Origin of the sequence: Aliivibrio sifiae (assembly GCF_002954715.1) — a bacterium.
GTDB classification, from domain to species: Bacteria; Pseudomonadota; Gammaproteobacteria; order Enterobacterales; family Vibrionaceae; genus Aliivibrio; species Aliivibrio sifiae.
Window position 1 is genome coordinate 2,183,141 of sequence record NZ_MSCP01000001.1, and the last position, 25,581, is coordinate 2,208,721.

Consider the following 25,581-nt stretch of genomic DNA (forward strand, 5'->3'; position numbering starts at 1 on the left):
CTAAAACAATAAAAGCAGCCTGTATTTACAGGTTGCTTTTTTTTATATTTAAAAGAATATAGATAGGCTTCAGATCGCTTTGCTCAAAGGATTCAGACATAAAAAAACCCGCAATCAGCGGGTTTTTTATTAACTCAATTCGAGCGATCTATAATAAAAATTATAGTACGTCGATTGCGTTAAGGTCAGCAAATGCTTTTTCAAGACGCGTAACCATTGAAGCTTGACCAGCACGTAACCAAACGCGAGGATCGTAGTACTTCTTGTTTGGCGCAGATTCGCCAGTTGGGTTACCGATTTGACCTTGTAGGAAATCACGGTTTTCAGCTTCGTATGCACGAACGCCATCCCATGAAGCCCACTGAGTATCAGTATCGATGTTCATTTTGATAACACCGTAACCAATAGACTCTTGGATTTCTGCTTCAGAAGAACCAGAACCACCGTGGAATACGAAGTTAAGTGCGTTAGGTGCGATACCAAATTTCTCAGCACAGTAAGCTTGAGAATCACGTAGGATAGTTGGAGTAAGAACAACGTTACCCGCTTGGTAAACACCGTGTACGTTACCGAAAGATGCAGCGATAGTGAAACGTGGGCTGATAGCCGTTAATTTCTCGTATGCGTATGCAACATCTTCAGGAGAAGTGTAAAGCTCAGATGCATCCATATCAGAGTTATCTACGCCGTCTTCTTCGCCACCAGTACAACCTAGTTCGATTTCTAGAGTCATATCCATCTTAGCCATACGCGCAAGGTATTGGCCAGAGATTTCAATGTTATCTTCTAGAGACTCTTCAGAAAGGTCGATCATGTGAGAAGAGAATAGAGGCTTACCAGTTTGAGCGAAGAACTCTTCACCAGCATCTAGTAGACCGTCGATCCATGGAAGAAGTTTCTTAGCAGCATGGTCAGTATGAAGAATAACTGGAACACCGTAAGATGCAGCTACAGCGTGAACGTATTTTGCACCAGCTACAGCACCAAGGATTTGTGCACCTTGACCTTCAAGTTTAACGCCTTTACCAGCGAAGAAACCTGCACCGCCATTAGAGAACTGAACAACAACTGGAGCTTTAACTTTAGACGCAGCTTCAAGAACACCGTTGATTGTGTCTGTGTTTACTACGTTTACCGCAGGAAGAGCAAATTTGTTTGCTTTTGCTACTTCAAATACTTTCTGTACGTCGTCGCCAGAAATTACACCAGGTTTTACAAAATCGAAGATCTTAGACATGGAAATAGTCCTATTTATTCTATCGTTTTAAAATTAAAAAACTTACGTTCAAATTTTTGCAAACGTTTGCTCACAACTTTTCTTATTGTATCAATAAACATTGTCATCAACAAACGTAAAAAGCGGGAATGTTTAGATTCCCGCTTTCAAATAATTATGCTTTAGCACGCTCTTCAAGCATTGCTACTGCAGGAAGTACTTTACCTTCAACGAACTCAAGGAATGCACCGCCACCTGTAGAAATGTAAGAAACGTCAGCTTTGATACCGAATTTATCGATAGCTGCTAGCGTATCACCGCCACCTGCTACAGAGAAACCTTCAGAATCAGCGATCGCTTTAGAAATACCAGCTGTACCTGCTTCAAAGTTTTTGAATTCAAATACGCCAACAGGGCCATTCCAAAGAATTGTTTTCGCGTTGCTGATGATTTCAGCAAGAGCTGCTGTTGAATCAGGACCAAGGTCGAAAATCATGTCGTCGTCTTGAACTTCAGAAACATGTTTGATTTCAGCTTCAGCGTTTTCATCAAATGCTTTTGCACATGCAACATCAGTAGCAACTGGAATTGCACATTCTTTCATTAGTTTTTTAGCTGTCTCAACTAGGTCTGCTTCGTATAAAGACTTACCTACGTTGTGGCCTTCAGCTGCGATAAATGTATTCGCGATACCACCACCAACAACAAGTTGGTCAGCGATTTTAGATAAAGACTCAAGAACTGTCAGTTTAGTAGAAACTTTAGAACCACCAACGATTGCAACAAGTGGACGAGCAGGCTTGTCCATTGCTTTACCTAGTGCTTCAAGTTCAGCAGCTAAAAGAGGACCAGCACACGCTACAGGAGCGTTCATGCCAACACCGTGAGTTGATGCTTGAGCACGGTGAGCAGTACCAAATGCGTCCATCACGAAGATGTCACATAATGCTGCGTATTTCTTAGAAAGCTCTTCTTCGTTCTTCTTCTCGCCTTTATTAAAGCGAACGTTTTCAAGAACAACTAGCTCACCAGCGTTTAATTCAAGACCATCTAGGTAATCTTTAGCTAGTTTAACGTCACAGTCTAGCGCGTCATTTAAGTAATTAACTACAGGAGCTAGAGAGAACTCTTCGTTGTATTCGCCTTCCGTTGGACGACCTAGGTGAGAAGTAACCATTACTTTAGCGCCAGCTTCCAAGCAAAGCTTGATAGTTGGTAGTGATGCTAGGATACGAGCATCAGAAGTTACTTTACCATCTTTAACTGGTACGTTTAGGTCAGCACGGATAAATACGCGTTTACCTGCAAGTTCCAGGTCAGTCATCTTGATTACAGACATTTTTTGTCCTCTCAATTAAATAATAAAAAGTTTTCAAGCTCGGCATCATTGCCAAACCGATTAAATTCTTACTGCATTATTCAGTAAATAGGGATGGAGTTCACTTTTTTCAAGGTGATAATTAATCTTTTTTCTCTTTCCATCACAAATTTATTGAATGACGCTTTTATTTTCTCATAACTAATGCGGTATCTAGCATTCGATTAGCGAATCCCCATTCGTTATCACACCAAACCAACATTTTAACTAAGTGCCCATTACTTACTCTTGTTTGTGAACCATCGACAATCGCACTGTGGGGATCATGATTAAAATCGATAGAAACAAGCGGCGCTTCAGTATAGTCAACAATGTTATGTAATGTACACCGAGATGCGTTAACAATGGTTTGATTTATGTCATTAACTTTCACATTTGTATTAATTGTTACACTTAAATCCATCGCAGTGACGTTTACCGTAGGCACCCTCACGGAAATAGCTTCAAATTTGTTGGAAAATTTCGGGAAAATACGTTCAATACCTTTATGCAATTTAGTATCGACAGGAATAATAGATTGGCTTGCCGCACGAGTTCGGCGCAAGTCAGGATGATAAGCATCAATCACTTGTTGGTCATTCATAGATGAGTGGATGGTTGTAATGGTTCCAGAGTCAATACCAAACGCATCATCTATCGCTTTAATAACAGGAATAATACAGTTGGTAGTACATGAACCATTGGAGACAATTCTATGCTCTGACAACAAAGTGTCATGATTAACACCATAAATGATGGTGTTATCTAAATCGTTACTGCCAGGATGCGAAAACAGAACCTTTTTAGCACCTGCTTCAATATGTTTTTCACCATCCGCTTTTGAACCATAAACGCCAGTGCAATCCAAAACCAAATCGACACCTAATGAGTGCCATGGTAAAAGCGTAATATCAGCTTGATGTAGGATCCGTACTTTATCTTGAATGCCATCAGGTAAATCGATATAAAGATATTCTTGATCGTGAGTTACTTTATGTTGAAAACGTCCATGCGTTGAGTCGTACTGAAGAAGATGCGCCATTCCTTCTGGTTGCGATAATTCATTCACAGCCACCACTTCAATTTGATCTCTTTTCCCACTTTCATACAGGGCTCGTAATACACTACGACCGATACGACCAAATCCGTTTATTGCGACTCTCAACATAATACATTACGTCCTTTATCTCATTTCCGACTATTGTACTCTTTTCACTTTTTTCTTAAAGGATCAAAAAAACGAAGCCACCTTTCGATAGCTTCGCTCTCAATTATAACTTGATAATTACATCAAGATATTCATTAACAAATAACTATTGCTTTATTAAGCAAGAAGTTCTTTTGCTGTATTTACTACATTTTCAGTAGTAAAACCGAACATTTTAAATAGCTCGTCTGCAGGTGCAGATTCACCAAACGTTGTCATTCCGATGATCTTGCCACCGAAACCAACGTATTTGTACCAGAAATCAGCAATACCGGCTTCAACAGCGATACGCTTAGTTACTGATGATGGTAGAACCGCTTCACGGTACGCTTCGTCTTGCTTATCAAATGCATCAGTAGATGGCATAGATACAACACGTACCGCTTTACCGTCAGCCGTTAGTTGAGCCGCAGCTTCAACTGCTAGTTCTACTTCAGAACCAGTTGCAATAAGAATTAGCTCTGGTTGGCCTTCACTATCTTTCAGGATGTAACCACCCTTAGCGATATTAGCTACTTGCTCTGCGTTACGATCTTGTTGTGCAAGATTTTGGCGAGAGAAGATTAGAGCTGATGGACCATCGCGACGTTCAATTGCCAGTTTCCAAGAAACAGCAGACTCAACTTGGTCACATGGACGCCATGTGCTCATGTTTGGTGTTAGACGTAGAGAAGCGATTTGCTCAACAGGTTGGTGAGTTGGGCCATCTTCACCAAGACCGATAGAATCGTGTGTATAAACTTGGATGTTTTGCACTTTCATTAATGCAGCCATACGCATTGCGTTACGTGCATATTCCATAAACATTAGGAAAGTTGCACCGTATGGTACGAAACCACCGTGCAGAGCAATACCGTTCATGATCGCAGTCATGGCAAACTCACGCACACCGTAGTGAATGTAGTTACCAGAGAAATCATCAGCTGTTAGTGATTTAGAACCAGACCACATTGTTAGGTTAGACGGAGCAAGGTCAGCAGAGCCGCCCATAAATTCAGGTAGCATTGCACCAAATGCTTCTAGTGCATTTTGAGAGGCTTTACGTGATGCGATGTTTGCAGGGTTAGCTTGAAGATCAGCAATGATTGCATTTGCTTTTTCTTCCCACTCAGCTGGCAAGCCACCGTTTACACGACGCTTATATTCAGCAGCCAATTCTGGGTGAGCAGCAGCATATGCATCAAATTTTGCATTCCAAGATGCTTCTTTTGCAGTGCCCGCTTCTTTTGCATCCCACTCACTATATACGTCAGCAGGAATTTCAAATGCACCATGATCCCAACCAAGCTTCGCTTTAGTTGCAGCAATTTCATCAGCACCTAGTGGAGCACCGTGACAATCGTGTGTACCTTCTTTATTTGGAGAACCAAAACCAATAATAGTTTTAGTACAAATTAAAGTAGGACGAGGATCTGCTTTTGCTGCGATGATTGCTGCATTAATTGCGTCAGCATCGTGACCATCAACAGCAGGAATTACGTGCCAACCGTACGCTTCAAAACGCTTAGGCGTGTCGTCAGAGAACCAACCTTCAACTTCACCATCGATAGAGATACCGTTGTCATCCCAGAAAGCAACAAGCTTACCAAGACCAAGCGTACCCGCTAAAGAGCATGCTTCGTGAGAGATGCCTTCCATTAGGCACCCATCGCCCATGAACACGTATGTGTTATGGTCAACGATATCGTGACCTTCACGGTTAAATTGTGCCGCTAATGCTTTTTCAGCCATTGCCATACCAACACCGTTAGTGATGCCTTGGCCTAATGGACCTGTCGTTGTTTCGATGCCCGGTGCATAACCGTATTCAGGGTGACCTGGCGTTTTAGAATGCAGTTGACGAAAGTTCTTTAAGTCTTCGATAGACAGGTCGTAACCTGAAAGGTGAAGCAGAGAATAAATCAGCATTGAACCGTGGCCATTCGAAAGAATGAAACGGTCGCGATCAGCCCACTCTGGATTTTGTGGGTTATGATTTAGGTGGCTACGCCATAATACTTCAGCGATGTCTGCCATACCCATTGGTGCACCCGGGTGGCCAGAATTTGCTTGTTGAACACCATCCATGCTTAAAGCGCGGATTGCATTTGCTAGATGTTTACGTGAAGACATGCCTGCTCCTGAAATTCGAAGGACTATATGTTTATTGAGCTAATTTAACTCTTGATTAGTTACCCATATAATATGGACTAACTTAAATTTGCAGCGCCGTATTGTCGCAAAGGCTAATAGTGACTGCAAACGTTTACTTAGTAAATAAAGCGCTTTTTTTCACGATTTTGAAAGAAAACCTTATTTCTACAGATAAATCTCATTATTAAACGCAAACGATTGGTTATGTCTTATATTCATATCATTCACTGAAATGGGTTGTAATTAATCAATTTTTCTCTATTATAGCCGTCTAGATGGAAGAACACCTACACTGTTAAACGTATAGACTTATATATACTGTGGGTATTTTCTTAAAATTTATTACCTATAGAAGTGGAGCTCATCATGGCTAAGCACCTATTTACCTCTGAGTCAGTATCAGAAGGTCATCCAGATAAAATTGCAGACCAAATTTCAGATGCAGTACTTGATGCGATCTTAGAACAAGATCCGAAAGCACGTGTTGCTTGTGAAACGTACGTAAAAACTGGCATGGTTATGGTCGGTGGTGAAGTAACAACTTCTGCATGGGTTGATATCGAAGAAATCACTCGTGAAACCGTTCGTGAAATTGGTTATGTACATTCAGACATGGGTTTTGATGCTAACTCTTGTGCAGTACTAAACACAATTGGTAAGCAGTCACCAGACATCAACCAAGGTGTTGATAAAGCCGATCCTAAAGATCAAGGTGCTGGTGACCAAGGTATCATGTTTGGTTACGCAACAAACGAAACACCAATTTTAATGCCTGCACCAATTACTTACTCTCACCTACTTGTTAAAAAGCAAGCTGAAGTACGAAAGAGTGGCAAACTGGATTTCTTACGTCCAGATGCAAAATCTCAAGTAACTTTCCAATACGACCAAGGTAAAATCGTTGGTATCGATGCTGTTGTTCTTTCAACACAACATTGTGATTCAGTAACGACGCCAGATCTTCGTGAAGCCGTAATGGAAGAAATCATCAAGCCAGTACTTCCTCAAGAATGGTTAAATAAAGACACTAAATTCTTTATTAACCCAACAGGTCGTTTTGTTATTGGTGGTCCAATGGGTGACTGTGGCCTTACTGGCCGTAAAATCATCGTAGATACTTACGGCGGCGCAGCCCGTCACGGTGGCGGTGCATTCTCTGGTAAAGATCCATCAAAAGTTGACCGTTCTGCAGCATACGCTGCACGTTACGTAGCAAAAAACATTGTTGCAGCTGGCATGGCTGACCGTTGTGAAATCCAACTGTCATACGCTATCGGTGTTGCAGACCCAACATCAATCATGGTTGAAACGTTTGGTACTGAAAAAGTATCTCACGACATCATCATTGAAGCGGTTCGTCAGCACTTCGACCTACGCCCATACGGTCTACAAGAAATGCTTAACCTTCTTCAGCCAATCTACAAGAAGACAGCAGCTTACGGTCATTTCGGTCGTGAGGAATTCCCATGGGAAGCGACTGATAAAGCAGATATCCTTCGTGATTTCGCTGGTATTAAGTAATTTATTACTTAAATTAACGCTAGAAAAGGAAGCCTCGGCTTCCTTTTTTGTTTTCTAACCCCATATACTCTCTTATCTTGATTCAATATCTGCATTCCAAATAAAGAGATTCAATGACCCCACTTCAACAAGCATCCATAGCTAAAGCTCAACAATGTATTCAACAAGCTTCCACTTTCTTTAATCGCCCTTTTGCTCAGGCTGCGGTTAATTTTACGCAACGTGGGAAAATTGCAGGTACTGCACGACTACAAGGGTGGGAGATACGAATTAATCCTATTTTATTAGAAGAAAACCAACACTCCTTTATTAATGAAGTAATCCCTCACGAAATCGCGCATTTAATCGTATTCAAATTATATGGTCGGGTACGACCACACGGTAAAGAATGGCAAGGAATAATGAATCAAGTATTTAATTTACCGGCAAGAACCACTCATAGTTTTAATATTGAATCGGTTAAAGGAAAAACGTTTTCTTATCGCTGTAAATGCACACAACATGAACTTACGATACGTCGCCATAATCGAGTTCAACGTAAAGAAACTCAATACCTTTGTAAGTCGTGCCAATCACCATTAAAGCTCTCTAAGCACCAAACTTCATAGACATAACGTCTAAAAATAAACAGATTTCCCCATTCTGTTTATTAAATTATCTATAATGAGAATTAACAATAAGCTACTCTTACTGCATTAATACAATAATCAGTAGAGCCTCTTATGAGATTAATTCGCTTAGCTATTGCAGCCTTTATTTTTTCTATCACTTTTCATGCTTTTGCCGCTCCCCCTTCTTCTTTTTCAAAAGCCAAAAAGGAAGCGGTCAAAATTTACCTTGATTATCCGACTTCATTCTATTGTGGTTGTGACATTACTTGGAAAAATAAAAAGAAAGGTATTCCGGATCTAGAAAGTTGCGGCTACCAAGTTCGCAAACAAGAAAAACGAGCCAGTCGTATTGAATGGGAACACGTAGTCCCTGCTTGGCAATTTGGACACCAGCGCCAATGCTGGCAAAATGGCGGACGCAAAAATTGCACTCGAAACGATAAACAATTCAAATCAATGGAAGCCGATTTACATAACCTAGTTCCAGCGGTGGGTGAAGTAAATGGGGACCGTTCTAATTTTCGTTTTTCACAATGGAATGGTAATAAAGGCGCTTATTATGGGCAATGTGCTTTTAAGGTCGATTTCAAAAGCAGAGTTGCAGAGCCACCAGCACAATCAAGAGGTGCAATTGCTCGCACTTATTTATACATGAATAATGAGTACCGCTTTAATCTATCCAAAGCCCAACGCCAATTAATGGAAGCATGGAATAAGCAGTATCCAGTATCAGCATGGGAATGTGAACGAGATAAGCGCATTGCCAAGATTCAAGGCAATCATAACCAATTTGTCTACAAAGCATGCACTAAATAAATTAGACAGAGCTAGAGGTTGAAAAAGTACATTTTAACCTCCATCCTTAAATATAAGATAGTTAAAGAAAAGTAGACCATGAGAATACCAAGAATCCATCATCCAGAACTGCTTCCTTCACAAGGTAAAGTAAACTTAAGCGATGATGCCGCCAATCATGTTGGCCGTGTTATGCGAATGAAAGAAGGTGAAGCTGTACTATTATTTGATGGTAGCGGTGCTGAGTTTCCTGCAGTAATCACTTCTTCATCAAAGAAAAGTGTAGAAGTTGAGATCAGTGAACGTATTGATCGCAGCAGTGAATCACCATTAAATTTACATTTAGGCCAAGTGGTTTCTCGTGGTGATAAAATGGAATTCACCATTCAAAAATCCGTAGAATTAGGCGTAAATATCATTACTCCTTTGATTTCAGAACGTTGTGGTGTCAAATTAAACAAAGAACGTTTTGAAAAGAAACTCGACCAATGGCAAAAAATTGCGATTGCTGCATGTGAGCAATCTGGACGCAATATCGTTCCAGAGATACGTCCGATTATGTCATTAGAAGAGTGGTGTGCTGAAGAATATGAAGGTTTGAAATTAAATCTTCACCCAAGAGCAAAATACTCAATCAACACACTGCCAGAACCAGTCACTAATGTTCGCTTGTTAATTGGACCAGAAGGCGGGTTATCGTCTGATGAAATTAACATGACTGAACAGTATCAATTTGAAGAAACTCTGCTTGGTCCTCGCGTTCTTAGAACCGAAACCGCAGCGCTTACCGCAATTACAGCCTTACAAGTTCGTTTTGGCGATCTTGGCTAACTGGAGAAACACAATGATCAAACTCGGTATCGTAATGGATCCAATTTCATCCATTAACATCAAGAAAGACTCTAGCTTTGCCATGATGCTTGAAGCTCAAAAGCGTGGCTGGGAAATCCATTACATGGAAATGGCAGATCTACACCTAGATCAAGGTAAAGCAGTCGCTGATACCAAAGTGGTTGAACTAAAAGAAGACCCAACAAATTGGTATGAGTTCAAATCAGAACAAACTATTGACCTAGCTGATCTTGATGCTGTATTGATGCGTAAAGATCCACCATTTGATACCGAATACATCTACGCAACGTACATTCTTGAGCGTGCTGAAATTCAAGGTGCTTTAATTGTAAATAAACCGCAAAGCCTACGTGATTGTAACGAAAAGCTGTTTACTGCTTGGTTCCCAGAACTAACACCAACAACACTAGTTACCCGTAAAGCTGAAAAGATTAAAGCATTCCGTGAAGAACATGGCGACATTATCCTTAAACCACTTGATGGCATGGGTGGTGCATCTATCTTCCGTGTAAAAGCTGGCGATCCAAACGTATCGGTTATCATTGAAACGTTGACTAACCACGAACAAAACTACTGCATGGCACAAACCTTTGTTCCAGATATCAGCAATGGTGATAAACGTATTCTAGTGGTTGATGGTGAACCAATGCCTTATTGCTTAGCTCGTATTCCAGCAAAAGGTGAAACGCGCGGTAACTTAGCTGCAGGTGGTACTGGTGAAGCTCGCCCACTAAGTGAAACCGATTGGGCAATTGCTAACGCCGTTGCACCAACATTGAAAGAAAAAGGCTTAATTTTTGTTGGACTTGATGTTATTGGTGACAAACTGACTGAAATTAACGTAACTAGCCCGACTTGTATTAAAGAAATTGAAGCGGCGTTCGATATTTCAATCACAGGTAAACTAATGGATACAATTGAGCGCCGAATTAACGCTTAATACTTCCAAGTAATATGAAGGGAGCTAAGCTCCCTTCAATGGAACTGAATGATTTAGGAGGCTATGTGGATTTAAAGAATCATTTTTTAGTCGCAATGCCTAGTATGAAAGATCCTTTCTTTCAGCGAAGTGTTATCTATATTTGTGAACATGATTCAGAAGGAACCATGGGGTTACGCATTAATGAAACGATTCCTATTTCATTAAAAGGTATGCTGGAACAAATTGAACTAGATAACCCCTCTCCAATTATATTTCCAAAAACCTTAACTCAACCAGTACTTAATGGCGGCCCAGTTTCTGACGATCGTGGTTTTGTTCTTCATTCAGAAAAAGACGCTTACACTTCGAGTATACGAGTAACTAACGAGCTTTATGTCACGACATCAAAAGATATTTTAGCGACATTAGGTACAGAATCTCAACCTCGTAAGTATTTGGTTGCTCTTGGTTATTCTGGATGGGATGCGGGTCAGTTAGAAAAGGAGTTGTCAGAAAACACATGGCTTATCCTAGAAGCAGATCCTTCCGTTATCTTTGATACTCCTATTCATGATCGTTGGAGAAAAGCGATTGGGATATTAGGTATCAATCCTGCAAATTTATCCAGCGAGGTTGGACACGCATGAGTTCACGTACCATCATGGCATTTGATTTTGGCACCAAAAGTATTGGCTCAGCCATAGGCCAAGAAATTACAGGTACAGCAAGCCCATTAAAAGCATTTAAAGCACAAGATGGCACCCCTAATTGGGACGATATAGAAAAACAAATTAAAGAATGGCAACCAGACTTAATTGTCGTTGGTCTACCTACCGATCTACATGGTAAAGAGCTAGAGACGATTACACCGAAAGCAAAGAAATTTGCTAACCGTTTACATGGTCGTTTTGGTAATCAAGTTGAGTTACACGATGAACGTCTATCAACAGCTGAAGCTCGCGCTGATTTATTTGAGTTCGGTGGTTATAAAGCATTATCGAAAGGCAATATTGACTGTCAATCAGCGGTAGTTATTTTAGAAAGCTGGTTTGAGAGTCAGTGGCGCTAGGGACTAGAAACTAGGTACTAGAACGCTTCGCTCCTATAAGATCAAAAGCAGATATTAAGAGCAGTAATTATTTTACGTATTACTGCTCTTATAGTTTCTAGAGCGTAGCGTTCTAGTTAGCGAAGCGTATCGCTTTTAGTCTAATGAAATCGACACTTTATCAAATTTCGACGAGCTAAATGAATCACCACGCTTCGTCTTCAGCATCAATCTCAAGTCGTTCGCAGAATCCGCACTGTGCAATGCCTCATCTTCCGAAATCTTATTTGCCACCACTAAATCAAATAAACACTGATCAAACGTCTGCATGCCTGATTCTCGCGATTTTGTCATAGTTACTTTTAGTTCGTGCAACTCACCTCTACGGATCAAATCCGAAATCCGAGGAGTATTTAACAGCACTTCATAAACACCATGACGCCCGTGACCATTTATATCAGGAACCAATTGCTGAGCAATGATCCCTTTTAAGTTCATCGAAAGGTCAAATAAGAACTGCTCTTTCTGATCTTTTGGTACTAAATGAAGAATTCGCTCTAACGCTTGGTTGGCATTATTAGCATGAAGTGTTGCCATACAAAGGTGTCCCGTCTCCGCAAAAGTCATGGCATATTCCATCGTCTCTCGACTACGGATTTCACCAATCAAAATCATGTCAGGAGCCTGTCGCAAAGAGTTCTTTAACGCCACTTCATAACTTTCTGTATCTAAACCCACTTCACGTTGAGTAACTATGCATTTATGATGAGGATGAACAAATTCAATTGGGTCTTCCACCGTTAAGATATGACCTGATTTATTGTCATTACGATACCCAGTCATTGCTGCCATCGTTGTCGATTTACCTGACCCAGTAGCACCAACGACAAGGACCAAACCACGCTTAGCGACCGCCAACTCTTTCATTACTTCTGGTAAATATAGAGATTCCATTGATGGTATTTTGGTTTCAATACGACGGATAACTACACCCGGTTGCTCACGCTGCCAAAATGCACTAACACGAAAACGACCACTTTCTTTTACAATGGCAAAATTAGCTTCTAATGTTTGATTAAATTCAGTTTGACGATCTTCATCCATCATTTCAGCTAATAAAGCAGAAACAGATTCATTGGTCTGTTTATGACCAATCGCTCTAAGCTCACCATGAATTCGTAATAAACATGGAGCATCAACCGTTAAATAAACATCCGATGCTTTTTGCTTTACCATTTGATGTAGCAATTCATCTAACGTCATAATTAAAAGCCCATGCTTGTTATTTCAACTTTCTTTGCAACTTCATCAGGATCAACCAAACCTTGAGCAATAATTTTCTTCGCATTTTGCTCCATTGTCTGCATACCAAAAGAAGAGCCAGTTTGGATAATCGAATACATTTGAGCGACTTTATCTTCACGAATCAAATTACGGATTGCAGGAGTCGCTATCATGATTTCATGACATGCAACACGACCACCACCAGTACGCTTTAATAAAGTTTGAGCCACAACAGCTCTTAATGATTCAGACAGCATAGAACGAACCATAGATTTATCACTACCAGGGAATACATCGATAATACGGTCAATGGTTTTTGCTGCTGAGCTAGTATGCAAAGTGCCAAATACTAAGTGACCAGTTTCTGCCGCCGTTAGTGCCAAACTGATGGTTTCTTGATCTCGAAGCTCCCCCACTAAAATAACATCAGGGTCTTCACGCAATGCTGAACGTAGTGCAGCTTTAAAACTATGGGTGTCACGATGAACTTCACGTTGGTTAATCAAACATTTCTTATTCTTATGTACGAACTCAATCGGATCTTCAATCGTTAATACATGTTTATTATGATTCTCATTAATGTAATCCACCATAGCTGCAAGCGTGGTGGATTTACCCGACCCTGTTGGGCCTGTAATTAACACCAACCCTTTTTGATAATTTGAAATTGTTGTGAAAATTTCAGGAGCAGAAAGTCGCTCTAATGATGGGATATCAACTGGGATAGTTCGAAATACCGCAGCACAGCCTCTCGATTGATTAAATGCATTCACACGAAAACGTCCAACATTAGGTAATTCAAATGAAAAATCGACTTCTAACTTTTCTTCAAACTCACTGCGTTGAGAATCGTTCATAATGTCAGTCACTAAACGATGAACTTCTGCATGTGTAAAATCAGGCAATGTCAGTTTACGCACCTCACCATCAACACGTACCATAGGAGGAACTCCTGCAGATAGGTGTAGATCTGATGCGTTTTGTTTTACACTAAAGTCCAGTAGTTCTGTGATGTCCATAATTTTCCTCGGTAATCGTTTCTATGACTAGTATTAAGCAAAATATCCACCAAATCACTCTTCAGATAGAGAATAGCATTCAAAAATGTGGTCGACACCCAAATTCAGTGCAATTGTTAGCAGTAAGCAAAACCAAACCTATCGAGTTGCTCGAACAAGCGATAGAAATTGGTCAGCGTGCTTTTGGTGAAAACTACGTTCAAGAAGGCATTGAAAAGGTTCAATACTTCCAAAATAGCCACTCTGAAACACAATTAGAATGGCATTTTATTGGTCCAATTCAATCTAACAAAACTCGTCCAATAGCGGAACATTTTGATTGGGTTCACTCAGTTGAACGCCTTAAAATTGCACAACGATTAAATGAACAGCGTCCAAAAGAGCTTGGCGAACTAAATGTACTTATTCAGGTCAATATTAGTTCGGAAGACAGTAAATCAGGAACAACAAGCGACGAAGTAATGGAACTTGCTGCAGCAATTAATAATATGCCAAATTTAACGTTGCGTGGATTAATGTCAATCCCTGCTAACGTCTCTAATTACGATGAACAACTGGTTGCATTTACACAACTTGCTTCCATTCAAAACCAATTACGCGCACAATATCCTCAAGTAGATACCCTCTCAATGGGAATGAGTGGCGATATGGATGCCGCTATCGAAGCTGGCTCAACAATGGTTCGAATTGGCACTGCTATTTTTGGTGCTAGAGACTATAAAAATAAAGAATAACCTCAACTCGAATGATACCTATCGATGGGTATAAAGTAAGGAATACGAATGGAACATCGCAATATTGCTTTTATTGGTGCTGGCAACATGACTCGCTCGATTATTGCTGGTCTAATTAGCAGTGGTTACCCAAAAGATAAAATCACAGCCACTAACCCAAGCACAGAAAAGCTTGAGAATTTAAAAAAATGTTACGGCATTAATACCTCGACCAATAATGTGACTGCCGCTCAAAATGCAGACGTTATCGTTCTGGCGGTAAAACCACAAATGATGGCAACCGCGGCTGAGCCATTACAAACGATCGATTACTCGACTAAGTTAGTGATCTCTATTGCTGCTGGTATTTCTGCAAAACGTTTAAACGAGATGTTTGCAACCGAATTAAACTTAGTACGAGTAATGCCTAACACCCCTGCATTAGTCGGCAAAGGCATGAGTGGTTTGTTTGCTGTTGAACATACATCTGAACAAGATAAGACCTATGCGAGCGATTTAATGTCTGCCGTTGGTGAAGTATGTTGGGTAGAAAAAGAATCAGGTATTAACTCAGTAATTGCAGCAGCGGGAAGTGCTCCAGCGTATTTCTTTCTGTTCATGGAAGCGATGCAAGCAGAAGCAATTAAACAAGGTTTTAGTGAAGAAACCGCTCGACTGCTAGTACAACAGTCTGCACTTGGTGCGGCTGAAATGGTAGTTGCTAACCCTGAAATTCAGTTATCAACATTGCGTGAACAAGTGACCTCAAAAGGCGGAACAACAGCAGAGGCGCTACGCACATTTAATGAACATCAATTGCAAGAGATTGTAGGCAAAGCAATGCAAGCAGCTGTATCTCGTGCAGAAGAAATGGAATCGTTATTTTAAATAACATTTCCTCATTCAATTACTCTATTTACAAAACCAATGATTTTTAAGGTTAATTAACTATGAATGCAATGAGCTTTTTAATCTCGACCGTTTTTGATTTATATATTATGGTCGTGATCCTACGAATTTGGCTACAAGTCGCACGTGCTGATTTTTATAATCCATTTTCTCAATTTATTGTAAAGGCAACTCAACCCGTAGTTTCTCCTTTACGTCGTATTATCCCATCAATTGGCAGCCTAGACCTAGCAACCGTATTATTTGCTTATGTTCTATGTGTCGTTAAATTTGTTGCATTACAAGTTGTCGTTGCAGGTGGTATTAATTTTGGCCCAGAATTCTTATTCATTGGTCTAATCGCACTAGCTAAAGCCGCTGGTGGTTTGCTGTTCTGGATCTTATTAGTACGTGCAATCCTAAGCTGGGTTAGCCAAGGCCGCAGCCCAATTGAGTATGTTATGCACCAATTAACAGAACCAATGCTTTCTCCTATTCGTAAGATCCTGCCTCAAATGGGTGGACTAGACTTAAGCGTATTGGTGTTATTTATCGTACTTCAATTCGCTAACTTCTTAATGGGCGACTTAATTGGCCCAGTTTGGTATAGCTTGTAAATCAGTTATGCCAGTTAAATACGATAACGACGATTTGATCTTACGACTGTATTTACAACCTAAAGCCAGTCGAGATCAAATTGTAGGAATACATGGTGAAGAACTCAAAATAGCGATTACAGCCCCTCCAGTCGATGGAAAGGCAAACGCACATTTAATTAAGTACTTCTCCAAACTGTTTAAAGTTGCTAAAGGAAAAATTACGGTAGAAAAAGGAGAACTAAATCGTCACAAGCAAGTTCGAATTCATTCACCAGAAATTATTCCTGAAGTAATTAAGCAGCTGTTACCATCAAAATAATACTAATGCCGAGTTAACCCTCGGCTTTTTTATATGAGGATCGTTATGAAAAAAATAATCTTACTTTTGTCCCTATTTCTTTTTAGCTTACCTACTTTTGCAGGACAATTTGTACAAATTAAAAATGTAGAGGTCCATTACTCTGCGTTTAACTCAACCTTTCTTACCCCAAAAGTAGCCCGCGCTTATCAATTAAAACGTTCAGGTTACAATGCCTTAATTAATATTAGCGTGTTAGATATATCACAAGCCGGTAAGCCTGCTATTCCTGCAAAAATCACAGGCAGCGCTAAGAATTTACTCGGCCAAACAAAAACGTTAACCTTCCGTGAAATTAAAGAACAAAACGCGATTTACTATATCGCTGAGCTACCAATCACTAACGAAGAAACCTTTCGCTTTGATATCGATGTATTTGCTGATGCCAAAGGCGCGGGTAAATTAAAATTCAATCAAAAATTTTACGTAGAAGAGTAAGAGAATCATTATGAGCAAAATCGTATTAGCAACAGGCAACCAAGGTAAGGTTCGTGAAATGGCAGGAGTTCTGTCTGACTTTGGGTTTGATGTGGTTGCACAAAGTGAATTCAACGTCTCTGACGTAGCAGAAACAGGCACAACCTTTATTGAGAATGCCATTATTAAAGCGCGTCATGCCGCTAAAGAAACAGGACTACCTGCGATTGCTGATGATTCAGGCCTAGAGGTCGACGCATTAAATGGCGCACCTGGTGTTTACTCTGCACGCTATTCAGGCGAAGGCGCTACCGACCAAAAGAACATCGATAAGATGCTCGCAGCAATGGAAGGCATCCCTACTGAAAAACGTACTGCGCGCTTCCATTGTGTTTTAGTTTTAATGAAGCATGAAAACGATCCTACACCATTAATTTGCCACGGCTCATGGGAAGGTCACATCACTACAGAACAACAAGGTGAAAATGGCTTTGGTTATGACCCTATTTTTTGGGTGAGTGAAGATAACTGTTCTTCTGCAGAACTTGAGCCTGCACGTAAAAAACAACTTTCTCACCGTGGTCAAGCACTGAAAAAACTGTTCGCTGCATTAAAAGAAGGTCAATAATTGATGCTAGTTCCACCACCACTTAGCTTATACATTCATATTCCATGGTGTATTCAAAAATGCCCATATTGCGATTTCAACTCTCACGCCTTGAAAACGACAATCCCTGAAGCACAATACATTTCAGCGTTAATTGACGATCTTGATACCGATCTTGCTCGTTATAATATGGAAAATGACCCACGTAAGCTGCACTCTATTTTTATTGGTGGTGGTACACCAAGCTTGATTACTGCTCCAGAAATTAAGCGTTTACTGATCGAAGTTGAAAAACGTTTACCCTTTGCTGACGATATTGAAATCACGATGGAAGCGAATCCAGGAACCGTAGAAGCTGGACGATTCATTGAATATCGTGAAGCAGGTGTCAATCGCATTTCTATTGGTGTACAAAGTTTCCAACAAGAAAAACTCGAAAAACTGGGACGAATCCATGGTAAAGATGAAGCCGTTCGCGCTGCTCGTCTGGCTCATGAAGCAGGATTAAACAGTTTTAATCTCGACTTAATGCATGGTTTACCAAACCAAACTATTGATGATGCCTTGTCTGATTTAAAACAGGCAATTGAACTTAATCCGCCACATTTGTCTTGGTATCAGCTGACTATCGAGCCAAATACGGTGTTTTACTATAAGCCACCGACTTTGCCAGATGACGATGATTTATGGGATATTTTTGAACAAGGGCATCAAATTCTTGCTGACGCCGGTTATGTTCAATATGAGATTTCAGGCTACAGTAAAGTCGGTTATCAATGTCGCCATAACTTAAATTATTGGCGCTTTGGTGACTATTTAGGTATTGGTTGTGGTGCTCATGGCAAACTGAGTTTTGCTGATGGGCGCATTGTTCGTACAACTAAAATTAAGCACCCACGCGGCTTTCTAGATTTAATGAAACCTTACTTAATTGACGAACAAAAGGTTGCGGATCACGATAGACCTTTTGAGTTCTTTATGAACCGTTTTCGTCTATTAGAAGCCTGTCCAAAGCAAGATTTCATTGATAAAACAGGGTTAGGGTTTGAATCAATTCAAGAAACAATGGATTGGGCTAAAGAGAAGAAGTACCTAGAAGAAACAGAAACTCACTGGCAGATCACAGAGCACGGGAAGTTGTTTTTGAATGATTTATTGGAGGCGTTTGTGAGTGATGAGGATTAAAAACAGGGTTCAGAACGCTTCGCTTAAAGGTTTCAGGAAGTGCAAAGAATCAAAACTCTAAATTAAACAACCAGCAACCCCTCCTAGCCTCCCCTTATATCAATACTGACTACCAAGTAACAGTGGTGAACAAGGGGAGGAACAGTATTGTGATCGTTGATATACCAGCATCAAAGAAAATTCTTCCACTTTATCGACCAATCATTGAGATCGATGATGTTAATAGAAGGGGGGGTAGAGGGGATTGTTAGTGATAAAATCGAACATTTCACGACTCTGCTTTTCCTGAAACCTGTTTTTATCTTAAAATATCGAACGACCAATACGCTCTGAAAGCAATTCTAATGCTTGCGTTCCTGCTAGTGAATTACCTGATGGGTCCAACTCTGGCGACCATACTGCTATCGTCATCTCCCCAGGAACAATAGCAATAATACCGCCACCAACACCCGATTTACCTGGCATACCAACACGATAGGCGAACTCGCCAGCACCATCATACAAACCACACGTCGCCATTAATGCATTAATTTGCTTACTCTGCATTGGCGTTACAATGAATTCATTTGTCTCCGGTTGAATGCCTTTATTGGCTAAATAACCAAATGTTCTTGCCAAATCAATACAGCTCATATTGAGTGCACAAGCATGAAAATAGTTTTTTAATACTGGCATCACTTCATTATCGAAATTACCAAATGAACGCATCAAATAGGCAATCGATGCATTTCGATCACTATGATCCATCTCCGAATTAGCGACAACACGATCATAAATAATGTGCTCATTGCCAGAAAGCTTTCGTACAAATTCTAATAATCTATGCTTTGGTGCAGAAAAACGACTAAACAACATGTCGGCAACAACAATCGCACCCGCATTAATAAACGGATTACGTGGAACCCCCTGTTCCATCTCAAGCTGAATAAGGGAATTAAACGCTTGTCCTGACGGCTCCTTTCCTACTCTCTGCCATAATTCTTCAGGCTGATACAATTCCATTGCTAGGGTTAAGCTCAACGCTTTAGAGATTGATTGAATCGAAAAGCGTTCATCGGCATCACCTGATGTGATCATTTCACCATCATTGGTATATACCGCGATCCCCAATTTATCGTTTGGGACACAAGCTAGAGCTGGGATGTAATCGGCAACTTTTCCTTGTCCAATAAGAGGACGCACTTCATTCAAAATATCATCTAATATTTGTTTTGTTGGCTTCATTATTCTTATTTCCTTTTGAGCGCAAGGACAAAAAAGCCAACACAGAGGTTGGCTTTAATACTTATTTAGATTGGCATAAGAGCCATGCAGCGCTTATGGTGCGCTGTCATACAGCTTTAAAAAACTGATTAAGCGTTACGGCGGAATTTTATATCCCAAACGCCATGACCTAAACGGTGGCCACGTGCTTCGAATTTTGTTAGTGGGCGTTCATCTGGGCGAGGAATATAATCGCCATCAGTTGCGATATTCTCGTAACCTGGTGCTACGTTCATTACTTCGATCATATGCTCTGCGTAGTTTTCCCAGTCAGTTGCCATGTGGAAAACACCATCAGAATTTAGCTTAGGACGGATCATCTCTGCAAACTCAGCTTTAACGATACGACGCTTATGATGACGCGCTTTATGCCATGGGTCAGGGAAGAATAGTTGTAATGTATGTACAGATGAATCAGGGATCATTGATTCAAATACTTCAACTGCATCATGACACATTACACGTAAGTTAGTTACGCCAGCTTCTTTTGCAGCAGCAAGACATGCGCCAACACCTGGACGGTGAACCTCAATGCCAAGGAAATTAAGCTCTGGTGCTTTTTGCGCCATCTCAACCAAAGATGCACCCATACCAAAACCGATTTCTAAAACGACAGGGTTATTGTTACCAAACACCTCGTTCCAATCAAGCATTTGCTCAACAAAATCGATGCCCATGGTAGACCAGCACTCAGTAATAGCGCCTTCTTGGCCTTTCGTTAAACGTCCTTCGCGGCGTACAAAGCTGCGAATTTTACGAACAATTTTACCTTCTTCGGTAAAGTCGTTTTTAGTCACTTCAGTCATGATTGGATAACCTGGTTATTCTCTGAACAAGGATTGTGGATCCGGCATTATCCAAAGTTTAGCCCAGTGTTCAAGTATTATCTTTCGTTTTCGTCATAAACTCACTCAATACTCGAATTTATACTATCTAATGAATACCCCTATTTTCTGTCGGGTGTACAAATTCATTCTACTGTGGTGCAATTCACACCATTATAAAAAGCAATCGAGCATGTCATGACATCTTTCTCTCACGCCATTTTAGAGTGGTACGACAATTACGGCCGTAAGACGTTACCTTGGCAATTAGAAAAAACGCCTTATAAGGTATGGTTATCTGAGATCATGCTTCAACAAACCCAAGTAACTACCGTTATTCCCTATTTCGAGCGTTTCATGGCCCGCTTTCCAACGGTTGTTGATTTAGCTAATGCAGAACAAGATGAAGTCCTGCATTTATGGACCGGACTTGGCTATTACGCTCGTGCTCGTAATTTGCACAAAACAGCACAAATCATTGCAGAGCAATATAACGGTAAATTCCCCGAAACCATCGACGAAGTCATCGCCCTTCCAGGAATTGGCCGCTCTACTGCCGGCGCTGTTCTGTCACTTTCTCTCAAACAACGCCACCCTATTTTAGATGGCAATGTAAAACGTACGCTTTCTCGCTGCTTTGCTATTGAAGGTTGGTCTGGTAAAAAGTCCGTTGAAAATGCCATGTGGGAAATAGCAGAAGAACATACACCAAAGTTAGGCGTTGAACGCTACAATCAAGCTATGATGGATATGGGGGCGATTGTCTGTACTCGTTCTAAGCCTAAGTGTGAGATTTGCCCAGTGAATGATCTCTGCCAAGCAAAAGCGCAAGATCGTCAATTAGACTTCCCAACTAAAAAACCTAAAAAAGACAAGCCAACTAAAGAGGCATGGTTTGCGATCTATTATCACGATGGTGATGTTTTACTAGAGCAACGACCACAAACAGGAATTTGGGGAGGACTGTATTGTTTTCCCGAGCAACCAGAAAATACCTTAAATGATTTATCTGACCGCTATGGTATGGAAGTCAAATCAAGCCAACAATTAATTGCTTTTCGCCATACCTTTAGCCATTACCACTTAGATATCACTCCTGTACTTATCACTCTGACCAAGAAACCGAATATGGTGATGGAAGGAACGCGTGGAGTTTGGTATAACTTATCTCAACCAATGACGGTAGGATTAGCAGCCCCAGTTCAAAAACTGTTGGATGCCCTTCCGTATGAAATTTCTAATGGAGAATAACCATGAGTCGCACTGTATTTTGCGTTCTTTTAAATAAAGAAGCCGATGGCCTAGATTTTCAACTTTACCCTGGTGAACTAGGTAAGCGTATTTTTGACAATATCTCCAAAGAAGCATGGGGCCAATGGCAGCATAAACAAACCATGCTTATTAATGAAAAGAAACTGAACATGATGGATCCAGAGCACCGCAAACTACTGGAAACAGAAATGGAAGGTTTCTTATTTGATGGCAAAGAAGTCATCATTGATGGTTACACGCCACCAAGTGAATAATAGATTTTAATATAAAGCAGTCTAATGACTGCTTTATTTTTATTCTTTTTTAGTTCGAGGGCATTCTGCCGTTAACATTATTACCGAGTTCTTATCTATATTGTCTTTATGAAAAAAATTATCCTGATTGCCTCTGCTTGTCTTTTTCTTACTAGCTGTAGCCGAGAATCCATAGAATCAACTTTTGGTGTTAATTACGATGCAACCAATCGTTTTGCAAAAAACCTAGCCCCACTTCCAGGTCAATTTACCAAAGACCTTAAAGCTCTCGATTCTCTAATTGGCAGTTTTAGCGGCAATATTGAAAAGCGCTGGGGGAAAAAAAACCTTGTTATTGCAGGTAAGCGCTCTTATGTAAAATATACCGATGGCTATTTAAGCCGCTCTCAAGTTGATTTTTCTACAGGTCGAGTTACCGTAGAAACCGTCGCAGGAACCGATCCCAAAGCCCATTTACGCCAAGCCATTATCACAACATTACTTACACCCGATGATCCCGCTGGTGTCGATCTTTATTCTGACGCTGCCATTACTTTAGGTGGAAAGCCTTTTCTGTATCAACAAGTACTCGACCAAGATAAGAAACCAATTGAATGGTCATGGCGTGCAAGTCGTTATGCTGATTATTTAATTGCTAATCACTTAAAAACAAAAAATATTGATTATAAAAAAGCCCTTTATGTCGATATTCCAATGGTAAAAAACCACACACAACTACGGGAATACCAATATGCCGATATTGTTCGTGGTGCTTCTCAACGCTATGACATCCCTGAAGATCTGATTTATTCAATTATAAGAACAGAAAGTAGTTTTAATCCTTATGCAGTTAGTTGGGCCAATGCTTATGGATTAATGCAAGTAGTCCCTAAAACCGCAGGTCGCGATGTATTTAAATTAGTAAAGAAAAAGTCTGGGGACCCTACTCCTGAATACTTATTTAATCCACACAATAATATTGATACCGGAACGGCTTACTTTCACATTTTAAAAACTCGTTATTTAAAAGATATCCGCAATCCAATTTCAAAACAGTACAGCATGATATCTGCTTACAATGGTGGGGCAGGAGGCGTGTTAAATACCTTTAATAGCAGCCGTACCCGAGCTATTAATGATATTAATAACTTAAATCCCAACCAAGTTTACTGGGCACTGACGAAAAAACACAAAAATAAAGAAGCTCGTCGCTACCTCGAAAAGGTTACCGCTTTTAAAAAAGAGTTTAATTCGGGAAAGATTTAGCGATAAAACGAGCTATTCGATGAATAATCAATCAAACAACCAAAAAAATAGCGAATATTGAAAAAAAAAGTTGACGGTAGGGGCAAAAATCCGTTTAATAGCGCTCGTTGCCCGGATAGCTCAGTCGGTAGAGCAGAGGATTGAAAATCCTCGTGTCGGTGGTTCGATTCCGCCTCCGGGCACCATACAATAAGATTGTTGGTGTAGTTCTAGATTTATTAGTTAAATGCTAGATCACGAATAGTCAAAAGAATTTAGTGTGCCGACTTAGCTCAGTAGGTAGAGCAACTGACTTGTAATCAGTAGGTCACCAGTTCGACTCCGGTAGTCGGCACCATTCTTTTGCCTCGATAGCTCAGTCGGTAGAGCAGAGGATTGAAAATCCTCGTGTCGGTGGTTCGATTCCGCCTCGAGGCACCATACAATTCCCTTTTAGTTCAGTTGGTAGAACGCCGGACTGTTAATCCGTATGTCGCTGGTTCAAGTCCAGCAAAGGGAGCCATACAACTTAGTCTTTACGTTTTAAAGATTAATAAAAAATTAGTGCCGACTTAGCTCAGTAGGTAGAGCAACTGACTTGTAATCAGTAGGTCACCAGTTCGACTCCGGTAGTCGGCACCATTTCTTCCTTGTAAGAAGAACACAAAATCTGTTCCCTTTTAGTTCAGTTGGTAGAACGCCGGACTGTTAATCCGTATGTCGCTGGTTCAAGTCCAGCAAAGGGAGCCACATTCAAAAGCCTTGTCGTAGGACGAGGTTTTTTTATTACTTATTTAATTTAGTAATAGCAAAAAAATATAGTGTGCCGACTTAGCTCAGTAGGTAGAGCAACTGACTTGTAATCAGTAGGTCACCAGTTCGACTCCGGTAGTCGGCACCATTTTTTTGCCTCGATAGCTCAGTCGGTAGAGCAGAGGATTGAAAATCCTCGTGTCGGTGGTTCGATTCCGCCTCGAGGCACCATATAATTCCCTTTTAGTTCAGTTGGTAGAACGCCGGACTGTTAATCCGTATGTCGCTGGTTCAAGTCCAGCAAAGGGAGCCATATTAAAAAGCCTCATCATTTTGATGAGGCTTTTTTTATGCTTGTTATTTGGCAAACTCAACACTACCATAACCTCCATTCATACCAATCCACAAACGTACTATCATTACGATACAATAAGGATTGAGACCACTTATTTCACTAAGGTTACACCATGACAGATACTCCATCAGGTAAACCAGGCAATACTGGTATTAAACGAGTAATTAAAGCTACAGGGTTTTCTATTCAAGGTTTAAAAGCTGCATTTAAACATGAAGCAGCTGTTCGTCAAGAATTCGCGATGTTAGTTATCGCCACCCCTATCGCTTTATTACTTGATGTATCCACGATAGAGCAAATTTTATTAATTGGTGTCTTTGTTTTAATCTTTATCGTAGAACTACTGAATTCAGCTATAGAAGCCGTTGTAGACCGTATTGGGCCTGAGCAACATGAATTAAGTGGCAGAGCTAAAGATATCGGCTCTGCAGCCGTATTTGTCGCTCTGTGCTTTGCAGGCTTTACCTGGCTAATGATCCTAGGTAACCATTATTTGTAATTTTATTTATCTTGAATAGATAAATAGAACGTATTCATTTTAAAGAGGAAGATTTTAATGAACCCTATTATTCAAACACTAAAAGAACACAATGTTAGTGATGACAAAATCACAGAAGTATTTCAAGCACTAACACAAAATCCATTAGCTGCGATTGCAACAATCCAAAGCTTAGGAATTCCACAAGAACAACTTCAACCATTAATGATGCAAGTAATGACAAATCCAAGCTTAATTAAAGAAGCTGTAGAAGAATTAGGTTTGGATTTTTCAAAAGTAGAAGAAGCAAAAGCAAAGCTTGAAGAAAATCAATAAATCTTTTCAATGAGTAATACTAGAGCCCAGACTTCGGTTGGGGCTTTTTTGTTTAAGGATAATTATTGAATATTTTCTGTATCGCAGATA

At 40.4% G+C, this 25,581-nt stretch carries 27 protein-coding genes and 9 tRNA genes; 28 read left to right on the forward strand and 8 right to left on the reverse strand.

Features of this window, described 5'->3' with window-relative positions; genetic code table 11:
• Positions 1-160: 160 nt before the first annotated feature.
• The 4 genes from fbaA to tkt form a co-directional block, all read right to left on the reverse strand.
• Positions 161-1,237, reverse strand: a complete 1,077-nt coding sequence (fbaA, locus tag BTO23_RS09745; protein WP_060992480.1) for a class II fructose-bisphosphate aldolase — start codon at positions 1,235-1,237, stop codon at positions 161-163.
• A 154-nt stretch (positions 1,238-1,391) separates the two neighbouring features.
• Positions 1,392-2,555 (reverse strand): phosphoglycerate kinase, encoded by a 1,164-nt coding sequence (locus BTO23_RS09750; RefSeq protein WP_060992481.1) that lies wholly within the window; start codon positions 2,553-2,555, stop codon positions 1,392-1,394.
• Between the two features lie 166 nt (positions 2,556-2,721).
• A complete protein-coding gene (epd, locus tag BTO23_RS09755) occupies positions 2,722-3,741 on the reverse strand; it encodes an erythrose-4-phosphate dehydrogenase (protein WP_060992482.1) in 1,020 nt (339 codons plus the stop codon).
• A 156-nt stretch (positions 3,742-3,897) separates the two neighbouring features.
• Positions 3,898-5,892 (reverse strand): transketolase, encoded by a 1,995-nt coding sequence (gene tkt, locus BTO23_RS09760; RefSeq protein WP_061004607.1) that lies wholly within the window; start codon positions 5,890-5,892, stop codon positions 3,898-3,900.
• A 387-nt stretch (positions 5,893-6,279) separates the two neighbouring features.
• On the opposite strand from tkt, the gene metK reads away from it, so the two are divergent.
• From metK to ruvX, 7 genes are all read left to right on the forward strand, one after another.
• Positions 6,280-7,434, forward strand: coding sequence for a methionine adenosyltransferase (gene metK, locus BTO23_RS09765; protein ID WP_060992484.1), 1,155 nt, complete (start codon positions 6,280-6,282; stop codon positions 7,432-7,434).
• 113 nt (positions 7,435-7,547) lie between these two features.
• Positions 7,548-8,042, forward strand: a complete 495-nt coding sequence (locus tag BTO23_RS09770) for a SprT family zinc-dependent metalloprotease (protein ID WP_060992485.1) — start codon at positions 7,548-7,550, stop codon at positions 8,040-8,042.
• A 114-nt stretch (positions 8,043-8,156) separates the two neighbouring features.
• A complete protein-coding gene (locus BTO23_RS09775) occupies positions 8,157-8,861 on the forward strand; it encodes an endonuclease (protein WP_060992486.1) in 705 nt (234 codons plus the stop codon).
• 78 nt (positions 8,862-8,939) lie between these two features.
• On the forward strand, positions 8,940-9,671 hold the full coding sequence (rsmE, locus tag BTO23_RS09780) for a 16S rRNA (uracil(1498)-N(3))-methyltransferase (protein ID WP_060992487.1): 732 nt from the start codon (positions 8,940-8,942) through the stop codon (positions 9,669-9,671).
• 13 nt (positions 9,672-9,684) lie between these two features.
• Entirely contained in the window at positions 9,685-10,632 is a 948-nt protein-coding gene (gene gshB / locus BTO23_RS09785) for a glutathione synthase (RefSeq protein ID WP_105063418.1), read from the forward strand.
• A 65-nt stretch (positions 10,633-10,697) separates the two neighbouring features.
• Positions 10,698-11,261: a YqgE/AlgH family protein gene (locus BTO23_RS09790; RefSeq protein ID WP_060992745.1), complete on the forward strand. Its 564-nt coding sequence runs from the start codon at positions 10,698-10,700 to the stop codon at positions 11,259-11,261.
• Positions 11,258-11,683, forward strand: a complete 426-nt coding sequence (gene ruvX, locus BTO23_RS09795; protein ID WP_105063419.1) for a Holliday junction resolvase RuvX — start codon at positions 11,258-11,260, stop codon at positions 11,681-11,683. The genes BTO23_RS09790 and ruvX overlap by 4 nt, the downstream gene beginning before the upstream one ends.
• A 135-nt stretch (positions 11,684-11,818) precedes the next feature.
• On the opposite strand, the gene BTO23_RS09800 is transcribed toward ruvX, so the two are convergent.
• Both BTO23_RS09800 and BTO23_RS09805 read right to left on the reverse strand, forming a co-directional pair.
• A complete protein-coding gene (locus BTO23_RS09800) occupies positions 11,819-12,925 on the reverse strand; it encodes a PilT/PilU family type 4a pilus ATPase (protein WP_060992490.1) in 1,107 nt (368 codons plus the stop codon).
• Positions 12,926-12,927: 2 nt separating this feature from the next.
• Complete coding sequence (locus BTO23_RS09805; protein WP_061004615.1) at positions 12,928-13,965, reverse strand: type IV pilus twitching motility protein PilT; 1,038 nt, start codon at positions 13,963-13,965, stop codon at positions 12,928-12,930.
• A gap of 23 nt (positions 13,966-13,988) precedes the next feature.
• Between BTO23_RS09805 and BTO23_RS09810 the strand changes: the two genes are divergently transcribed.
• The 7 genes from BTO23_RS09810 to hemW all read left to right on the forward strand — a co-directional run bounded on the left by BTO23_RS09810 (position 13,989) and on the right by hemW (position 18,732).
• Positions 13,989-14,699 (forward strand): YggS family pyridoxal phosphate-dependent enzyme, encoded by a 711-nt coding sequence (locus tag BTO23_RS09810; protein WP_060992492.1) that lies wholly within the window; start codon positions 13,989-13,991, stop codon positions 14,697-14,699.
• Between the two features lie 48 nt (positions 14,700-14,747).
• A complete protein-coding gene (gene proC, locus BTO23_RS09815) occupies positions 14,748-15,566 on the forward strand; it encodes a pyrroline-5-carboxylate reductase (RefSeq protein ID WP_060992493.1) in 819 nt (272 codons plus the stop codon).
• 62 nt (positions 15,567-15,628) lie between these two features.
• On the forward strand, positions 15,629-16,183 hold the full coding sequence (locus BTO23_RS09820; RefSeq protein ID WP_060992494.1) for a YggT family protein: 555 nt from the start codon (positions 15,629-15,631) through the stop codon (positions 16,181-16,183).
• A 7-nt stretch (positions 16,184-16,190) separates the two neighbouring features.
• Positions 16,191-16,484, forward strand: a complete 294-nt coding sequence (gene yggU, locus BTO23_RS09825) for a DUF167 family protein YggU (protein WP_060992746.1) — start codon at positions 16,191-16,193, stop codon at positions 16,482-16,484.
• A gap of 45 nt (positions 16,485-16,529) precedes the next feature.
• The gene (locus tag BTO23_RS09830; protein ID WP_105063420.1) at positions 16,530-16,961 is read left to right on the forward strand and encodes a DUF4426 domain-containing protein; all 432 of its coding nucleotides are present in this window, start codon (positions 16,530-16,532) and stop codon (positions 16,959-16,961) included.
• A 10-nt stretch (positions 16,962-16,971) separates the two neighbouring features.
• Positions 16,972-17,568 carry an XTP/dITP diphosphatase gene (locus BTO23_RS09835; RefSeq protein WP_061004618.1) on the forward strand — a complete coding sequence of 199 codons (597 nt, stop codon included), beginning with the start codon at positions 16,972-16,974 and terminating at the stop codon, positions 17,566-17,568.
• Positions 17,569-17,571: 3 nt separating this feature from the next.
• Positions 17,572-18,732: a radical SAM family heme chaperone HemW gene (gene hemW, locus BTO23_RS09840; RefSeq protein WP_060992497.1), complete on the forward strand. Its 1,161-nt coding sequence runs from the start codon at positions 17,572-17,574 to the stop codon at positions 18,730-18,732.
• Between the two features lie 303 nt (positions 18,733-19,035).
• Here hemW and glsB read toward each other — a convergent pair whose 3' ends face one another.
• Both glsB and trmB read right to left on the reverse strand, forming a co-directional pair.
• On the reverse strand, positions 19,036-19,956 hold the full coding sequence (gene glsB, locus BTO23_RS09845) for a glutaminase B (protein WP_060992498.1): 921 nt from the start codon (positions 19,954-19,956) through the stop codon (positions 19,036-19,038).
• A gap of 128 nt (positions 19,957-20,084) precedes the next feature.
• Positions 20,085-20,801, reverse strand: a complete 717-nt coding sequence (trmB, locus tag BTO23_RS09850) for a tRNA (guanosine(46)-N7)-methyltransferase TrmB (protein WP_061004624.1) — start codon at positions 20,799-20,801, stop codon at positions 20,085-20,087.
• A 216-nt stretch (positions 20,802-21,017) separates the two neighbouring features.
• On the opposite strand from trmB, the gene mutY reads away from it, so the two are divergent.
• The 14 genes from mutY to BTO23_RS09920 all read left to right on the forward strand — a co-directional run bounded on the left by mutY (position 21,018) and on the right by BTO23_RS09920 (position 25,491).
• Entirely contained in the window at positions 21,018-22,070 is a 1,053-nt protein-coding gene (gene mutY, locus BTO23_RS09855; protein WP_061030290.1) for an A/G-specific adenine glycosylase, read from the forward strand.
• 2 nt (positions 22,071-22,072) lie between these two features.
• A complete protein-coding gene (locus BTO23_RS09860) occupies positions 22,073-22,345 on the forward strand; it encodes an oxidative damage protection protein (protein ID WP_060992501.1) in 273 nt (90 codons plus the stop codon).
• Positions 22,346-22,453: 108 nt separating this feature from the next.
• Positions 22,454-23,590: a membrane-bound lytic murein transglycosylase MltC gene (mltC, locus tag BTO23_RS09865; RefSeq protein WP_060992502.1), complete on the forward strand. Its 1,137-nt coding sequence runs from the start codon at positions 22,454-22,456 to the stop codon at positions 23,588-23,590.
• 109 nt (positions 23,591-23,699) lie between these two features.
• Positions 23,700-23,775, forward strand: a tRNA-Phe gene (locus BTO23_RS09870).
• Between the two features lie 76 nt (positions 23,776-23,851).
• Positions 23,852-23,927, forward strand: a tRNA-Thr gene (locus tag BTO23_RS09875).
• Positions 23,928-23,934: 7 nt separating this feature from the next.
• Positions 23,935-24,010, forward strand: a tRNA-Phe gene (locus tag BTO23_RS09880).
• 6 nt (positions 24,011-24,016) lie between these two features.
• Positions 24,017-24,092 (forward strand) — tRNA-Asn (locus BTO23_RS09885).
• A gap of 43 nt (positions 24,093-24,135) precedes the next feature.
• Positions 24,136-24,211 (forward strand) — tRNA-Thr (locus BTO23_RS09890).
• Between the two features lie 32 nt (positions 24,212-24,243).
• Positions 24,244-24,319 (forward strand) — tRNA-Asn (locus BTO23_RS09895).
• A gap of 75 nt (positions 24,320-24,394) precedes the next feature.
• Positions 24,395-24,470: transfer RNA gene (locus BTO23_RS09900), tRNA-Thr, on the forward strand.
• Between the two features lie 7 nt (positions 24,471-24,477).
• A tRNA-Phe gene (locus BTO23_RS09905) sits at positions 24,478-24,553 on the forward strand.
• Positions 24,554-24,559: 6 nt separating this feature from the next.
• Positions 24,560-24,635 (forward strand) — tRNA-Asn (locus tag BTO23_RS09910).
• 154 nt (positions 24,636-24,789) lie between these two features.
• Positions 24,790-25,176 (forward strand): diacylglycerol kinase, encoded by a 387-nt coding sequence (locus tag BTO23_RS09915; RefSeq protein WP_060992503.1) that lies wholly within the window; start codon positions 24,790-24,792, stop codon positions 25,174-25,176.
• A gap of 57 nt (positions 25,177-25,233) precedes the next feature.
• The gene (locus BTO23_RS09920; protein ID WP_060992504.1) at positions 25,234-25,491 is read left to right on the forward strand and encodes a DUF2999 family protein; all 258 of its coding nucleotides are present in this window, start codon (positions 25,234-25,236) and stop codon (positions 25,489-25,491) included.
• Positions 25,492-25,581 lie beyond the last annotated feature (90 nt).